The sequence below is a fragment of the Thalassotalea sp. PP2-459 genome (genome assembly GCF_001913705.1).
Taxonomy (GTDB): Bacteria; Pseudomonadota; Gammaproteobacteria; order Enterobacterales; family Alteromonadaceae; genus Thalassotalea_C; species Thalassotalea_C hakodatensis.
Window position 1 is genome coordinate 1 of record NZ_MKQD01000075.1, and the last position, 5,864, is coordinate 5,864.

Annotated in this window: 4 protein-coding genes; 3 read left to right on the top strand and 1 reads right to left on the bottom strand. The window is 37.8% G+C overall.

The window, feature by feature from the left end; genetic code table 11:
• The first annotated feature begins 287 nt into the window (after positions 1–287).
• The 3 genes from BI291_RS16445 to BI291_RS16455 all read left to right on the top strand — a co-directional run bounded on the left by BI291_RS16445 (position 288) and on the right by BI291_RS16455 (position 5,567).
• Complete coding sequence (locus BI291_RS16445; protein WP_074500190.1) at positions 288–2,462, top strand: bifunctional diguanylate cyclase/phosphodiesterase; 2,175 nt, start codon at positions 288–290, stop codon at positions 2,460–2,462.
• Positions 2,463–2,687: 225 nt separating this feature from the next.
• Positions 2,688–4,022, top strand: a complete 1,335-nt coding sequence (locus BI291_RS16450) for a GH1 family beta-glucosidase (RefSeq protein WP_074500192.1) — start codon at positions 2,688–2,690, stop codon at positions 4,020–4,022.
• Positions 4,023–4,034: 12 nt separating this feature from the next.
• Positions 4,035–5,567 carry an MFS transporter gene (locus BI291_RS16455; protein WP_074500195.1) on the top strand — a complete coding sequence of 511 codons (1,533 nt, stop codon included), beginning with the start codon at positions 4,035–4,037 and terminating at the stop codon, positions 5,565–5,567.
• Between the two features lie 48 nt (positions 5,568–5,615).
• Here BI291_RS16455 and BI291_RS16460 read toward each other — a convergent pair.
• A partial coding sequence (locus tag BI291_RS16460; RefSeq protein WP_368482979.1) for a hypothetical protein occupies positions 5,616–5,864 on the bottom strand: 249 nt, incomplete at its 5' end.

The following is a 5,864-nucleotide window of genomic DNA, read 5'->3' on the forward strand; positions in this document are numbered from 1 at the left end:
TCCAAAACGTTTATGAAGCACGTTGGACTGTAGGTACACGCGTTAAGTTCTAATCGAACAACTCTGGACTGAATCAAAAACCGTCGCATTTGCGACGGTTTTTCGTTTGGCGAACAAACTCTAATAGTACCATGATTAAAGCCCCTGAATTAATAATCCATAAGCGGCGAATAATCGTGAAAAACATGATCTGAATCTATTGTTGGCGTAATAATATTGAAAAGTGCAGTTAAAAAGCGTACAAGGTTAAATGTTATTATTATCTTATTTGTATTGGAGCTGTAGCAGTGGTAGAAGAAAAAATTAAATCAATTATTGATAATCTATCAACTTCTGCCTCAACCAATTATATCGATGTGATTTGTGTGTCATTAGCAAAAGCGATAAATGCTGATTATGTGTTTGTTGCACAGTTAAATACGGGTAACACTACAGCGACCACTCTTTCATTAGCTACACAGCAAGAAGTTATTGAAAACTTTAGTTATCAACTAAAATCTACACCTTGTGAAATCGTGGGAGAAGGAGATGTTTGTGCCTTTCCTTCTGGTGTTCAATCGGCATACCCAAATGATCAATTACTTGAAGACATGGGCATTGAAGGCTATGTGGGGGTGCCATTAATAGACGATGACACTAAAGCTCATAGCATTTTAGTTGCGCTATTTTGTGATCAATTTGATAACCAAGAAGAGATCACATCGCTGTTTTTACTCTTTAGCGGTTTAATTAACAAAGAATTAGAAAAACAAAAAGTGATGATCGAGCTACGTACTCGCAATGAAATCATAGAAGAAAGTAAAGAAGCTATTATGATCTGCGATAAGAAAAATAAGATCATTAGCGTGAATAAAGCGTTCACTCGTATGACGGGTTATAGCTATAGAGAAGTAGCTGGGAAAGATCCAAAAATATTAAGTGCCTATAGGCAGCCTGAAAGCTTTTATCAAAAAATGTGGGCTGATATACAAACCAAAGGTAGCTGGTCTGGTGAGCTAAGTAACCGTAAAAAAAGTGGTGAAGAATTTCCAGAATGGTTGTCAATTAATACCATTAGAAATGAATATAATGAAATAGAAAATTATGTCGCTTTTTTCTTTGATATTTCTGAACGTAAGGCGGCAGAAGATAAAATTTACCAGCAAGCAAATTACGACTTACTAACAGGAATTGCTAATCGTTATAAATTTTTAGAACAGTTAACTAAAGTCATAAATGCGAAAGCTATTGCAAGTTTTGAGTCCGCATTATTGGTAATGGACTTAGACCTTTTTCAAGAAGTAAATGATGTATACGGCCATGATTGCGGCGATGCATTATTAATTAAAGTGGCTGAACGCCTCACTCGGTTTATCAAACCGGAAAATAGCTTAGCACGTATCACCGGTGATGGCTTTGCGATATTACTTAATAATGTAAATGAACGAAGCGAAATCGATGATTTTGTCGCTCGAATACTGATTGAATTTAGTAAACCTTTTTATGTTGATGAACATGTTATCAATTGCACCTTAAGTGTAGGCATTATTACTTTTTCAGACAACACACTTCAAGCAAGTAGCTTGATGAAAAAAGCTGAAAGAGCAATGTCTCATGCGAAAGAGAATGGTCGAAATTCATCGAGTTATTTCACACAAGAAATGGAAAACATCGCTCGCTATCAAATTCAAATGAAAGCAGACTTAGAGAAGGCTTTAAAAGAACGTAAACTGACTTTAGTGTTTCAACCCATTGTGTCAACTCAGTTAAAACAAGTCACAAAATTTGAAGCATTACTGCGTTGGAATAATAACGGTAGATGGGTTTCGCCCGTTGAATTCATTCCCTTAGCAGAAAAAAACAATTTAATTAAACCGCTTGGAGAGTTTGTACTGTCTGAAGCTTGCTTACAGTTGAAAAAATTGAAGAGTTTAGGCTATCAAGATATCGTGTTCAATGTGAATCGATCTGTGTATGAAATACCACTTAATCAAAATGAAAATGCCTATTGGTTAATGATGATTAACATGTATGGTTTACAACCTAGTGATATCTGTTTTGAGCTGACAGAAAGTGCTTTAGCTCCAGAAAAACGTAATAATGAAATGTTATTTAATCAGTTACGTGAGGCCGGCTGTAAAATAGCGCTTGATGATTTTGGCACTGGTTATTCCTCGTTAAATTATATTCGACGTATTCCATTAGATTTTATTAAAATCGATAAATCATTTATCGGTGATATGAGTGAAAGCCCTGACGATAAAATACTTGTTTCTACCATAATAGCCATGAGTAAAGCACTTGGTAAACAAGTGGTTGCTGAAGGGGTTGAAAGTATAGAACAAGTGCATTGGTTAGAAGAGTTAGGTTGTGATTATATACAAGGCTTTTATTTTTCTAAACCATTACCATTTGAACAACTATCTACGTTTATTGATAATTTTAATTATCAAAAGGCTGTAAATGCAGCAATACCAAATTAAACGCACAACGTTATATTATTCTGGTGGGTTATAAAGCTAAAACTTTAGTGGGATTATTGCTATTACATTAAAATATTGTTGCTTTTACATCCTACTTTACATAATATCTCTATATAATAATGTAAGCGCTTACATTGTTATGAACTTCACGGCTATTAAAGATTGCATAATTGCCAATTATCAGCGCTTTTAAAGTTATTTAGTAAATAGTAAGGTTAACAATACATGGCATTCACGCTTCCTAAAAACTCTTCAATGTTATCATCAACATTTACCTATGGCGTAGCAACGGCTTCATTTCAAATAGAAGGAGGAATTGAAAATCGCGCTCCATGTATATGGGATACTTTTTGTGCTACTGAAGGTAAAATTATAGATGGTTCAGATGGTTCAGTTGCCTGTGATCATTTTCATCGATGGCAAGATGATGTTGAGTTAATTGAGTCGTTAGGTGTTGACGCATACCGACTTTCAATTTCATGGCCAAGGGTCATGGATGAAGACGGCAGTGTAAATCAAGAAGGCATGGCGTTTTACATACAATTACTTGATCGCTTAAACGAAAAGAATATAAAGGTATTTGTCACATTATATCATTGGGATCTGCCGCAATACTTGGAAGATCAAGGCGGTTGGCTAAATCGTCAAACGGCATACAAATTTCAACAGTACACATCAGAAGTTGTTAAGGCATTTGGCGATCGTGTCTATGCTTACGCCACATTGAATGAGCCTTTTTGTAGTGCTTATTTAGGTTATGAAATTGGTGTGCATGCGCCAGGTATAGTAGGAAAAGAATATGGAAGAAAAGCAGCTCATCATTTATTACTAGCCCATGGACTGGCAATGCAGGTACTCGCCAAAGAAAGCCCAAACACATTAAACGGGATTGTTCTTAACTTTACCCCAGGATATCCCGCAAGCAAAAGTATGGCAGATATCAAAGCGACTGAAATGGCGAATGAATACCATAATTATTGGTACGCCAAACCTATTTTTGATGGTGAATATCCTGCATTAATCGATTCATTACCAAAAGCACATTTGCCCGATATTCTTGAAGGGGATATGGCGATTATTTCCCATGAGATTGACTTTCTTGGGGTGAATTTCTATACCCGAGCTATATATGAAGCCGATGAAAAAGAAGGCTTTAAAGAAGTAGCGTTGCCTGATGTAGAACGGACTGATATTGGGTGGGAAGTTTACCCTCAAGCATTTACTGATTTGTTGATTGACCTAAATACTCGTTACCAACCACCGGCAATTTATATCACAGAAAACGGTGCTAGTATTGATGATGAAATTGAAGAAGGTGTAGTAAACGATCAGCGTCGTATTAGTTATTATCAACGTCACTTAAATGCAGTAAATGTTGCCATAGAATCAGGGGTTCCTGTTAAGGGTTATTTTGCTTGGAGCTTGATGGATAATTTTGAGTGGGCAGAGGGGTATTTAAAACGTTTTGGTATTGTTTATGTTGATTATCAAACTCAACAACGCACCATTAAAAAAAGTGGCTTAGCATATCGCGAGTTAATGACTAGCCGTAAAAATTAATCTAGGAATATTATGCATAAATTAGCGATCGGAGAGAAGCTCGGTTATGCCGTAGGAGATGCTGCAGCAAACCTTGTATGGAGAGGAGCTTTAGCATATTTAGCGGTGTTTTATACTGATACTTATGGTATTAGCGCTGCCGCTGCGGCCATGTTATTTCTCGTGGTTCGCTTATCCGATGGTGTCACTGACATCATTATGGGCATGATTGCCGATCGTACAGAAACTCGGTGGGGGAAATTTAGACCATGGATTTTATGGTCTGCTCCTGCACTTGGATTATTGATGGTACTTTGTTTTACCACGCCAAATTTTTCGGATACTGGTAAACTGATATACGCCTATATAACCTATATTGGCTTAACATTAGCGTATACCATCAATAACGTGCCGTATTCTGCATTAATGGGGGTTATCACACCATGTGATACAGAAAGAACGAGTCTTTCTAGTTATCGATTAGCTGGCGCATTTGCTGGTGGTTTGTTGGTAATGGGCTTCTTGCCCGATCTTGTTGCTTACTTTGGTCAAGGTGATGATGCGCAAGGATATCAATTAACCATGTATGTTTTTGCAGCATTACTAATCGCTTTAATGGTGATTACGTTTGCTACTACGAAAGAGCGAGTAAGTTTAGCTACAGAAAGGAAACTATCCTTAGGCCGAGAACTAACCGACTTACTAAAAAACTTACCTTTTATTATCTTACCGCTTTTGGCCGCAACACTATTTTTTTATTATCGTGGAATTTATAGCGGTATCTTTTTCTTCTGTGTGTTGATTGGCATGTGGCTTGTGGTTAAAAAGTTACTGGCGATCCCTGCAGAGCGATTAACTGGTACACAGCGCGATATGGTTGATTTGTTAACCAATAAACCATGGTTGATTATGCTCGGCATGGGCTTTATTACCATGATGTATAACGGCATTAAGTATGGCGTAATTGCTTATTATTTCAAATACTATATGGGTGATGAGCTACTGACAGGAAAATATTTTGTCGCGCTATTAGTCGTGTCAATATTAGGTGCTTTGGCAACCAGCCCTTTAGCAACAAGGTTAGGAAAACAACGTTTATTCATAATAGCGTTGACCATCAGTGGTTTATTTACCGTGGCTTTGTATTGGGTGCCACAAGGAAGTGTGGCAGGGATATTTATCATTGGTTGTATGTCTGAATTTTTCGCTGCAATGCTACCCACATTGTTTTTCACTATGTTAGGTGATAGTGCTGATTATTCTGAATGGAAAAACCATCGAAGAGCGACGGGGTTGATATATTCGGCGGGCACATTTGTACAAAAAACAGGGGGAGGCTTTGCCGGCGCGTTAGTGTTAGTTATTCTGGCCAATTATGGTTACAACGGCATGGATCTTACAACCGTGTCAGCAGCTTTACCGGGCATGCAAATTCTAATGAGCTGGGTACCAGCTGCGTTCGCCTTTGCAGGAGCTGGTTTAATGATTTTTTATCCGTTAAATACTCAACTTGTTAAAACTGTTACTGCCGATTTAACGGCACGACGATTAAGCGTGACACAATAGGGGATCTTATACCAATTCGCATAAAGATTAAGTCAGTTCAGAGCGATGTCAGCGGTGGGAGAATAAGCGAAACGTGTGCAGGTATAGTTGTTCTACATCAAACACGTTTTGCGCAATTATCGCGCCTTTAACACGCTCCCAAAGGGCGAGTTTAAACGCTTCATAGCCTGTGTTGTTGATTTTAACAAGGACGCTACAAGGAGGTAGCTTATTAGAGAACGCAGGAGCACGTTCTCCTGAATAACCATTCTCTGCAATCAACGCCGTGCCTCTAAAGCGTTTAATTCTCGCTGAATG

What these genes read in the sequence shown, in the direction of transcription:
- BI291_RS16450 (WP_074500192.1), top strand. Translation starts at nt 2,688, where the DNA reads ATGGCATTCACGCTTCCTAAAAACTCTTCAATGTTATCATCAACATTT.
- BI291_RS16455 (WP_074500195.1), top strand. Translation starts at nt 4,035, where the DNA reads ATGCATAAATTAGCGATCGGAGAGAAGCTCGGTTATGCCGTAGGAGAT.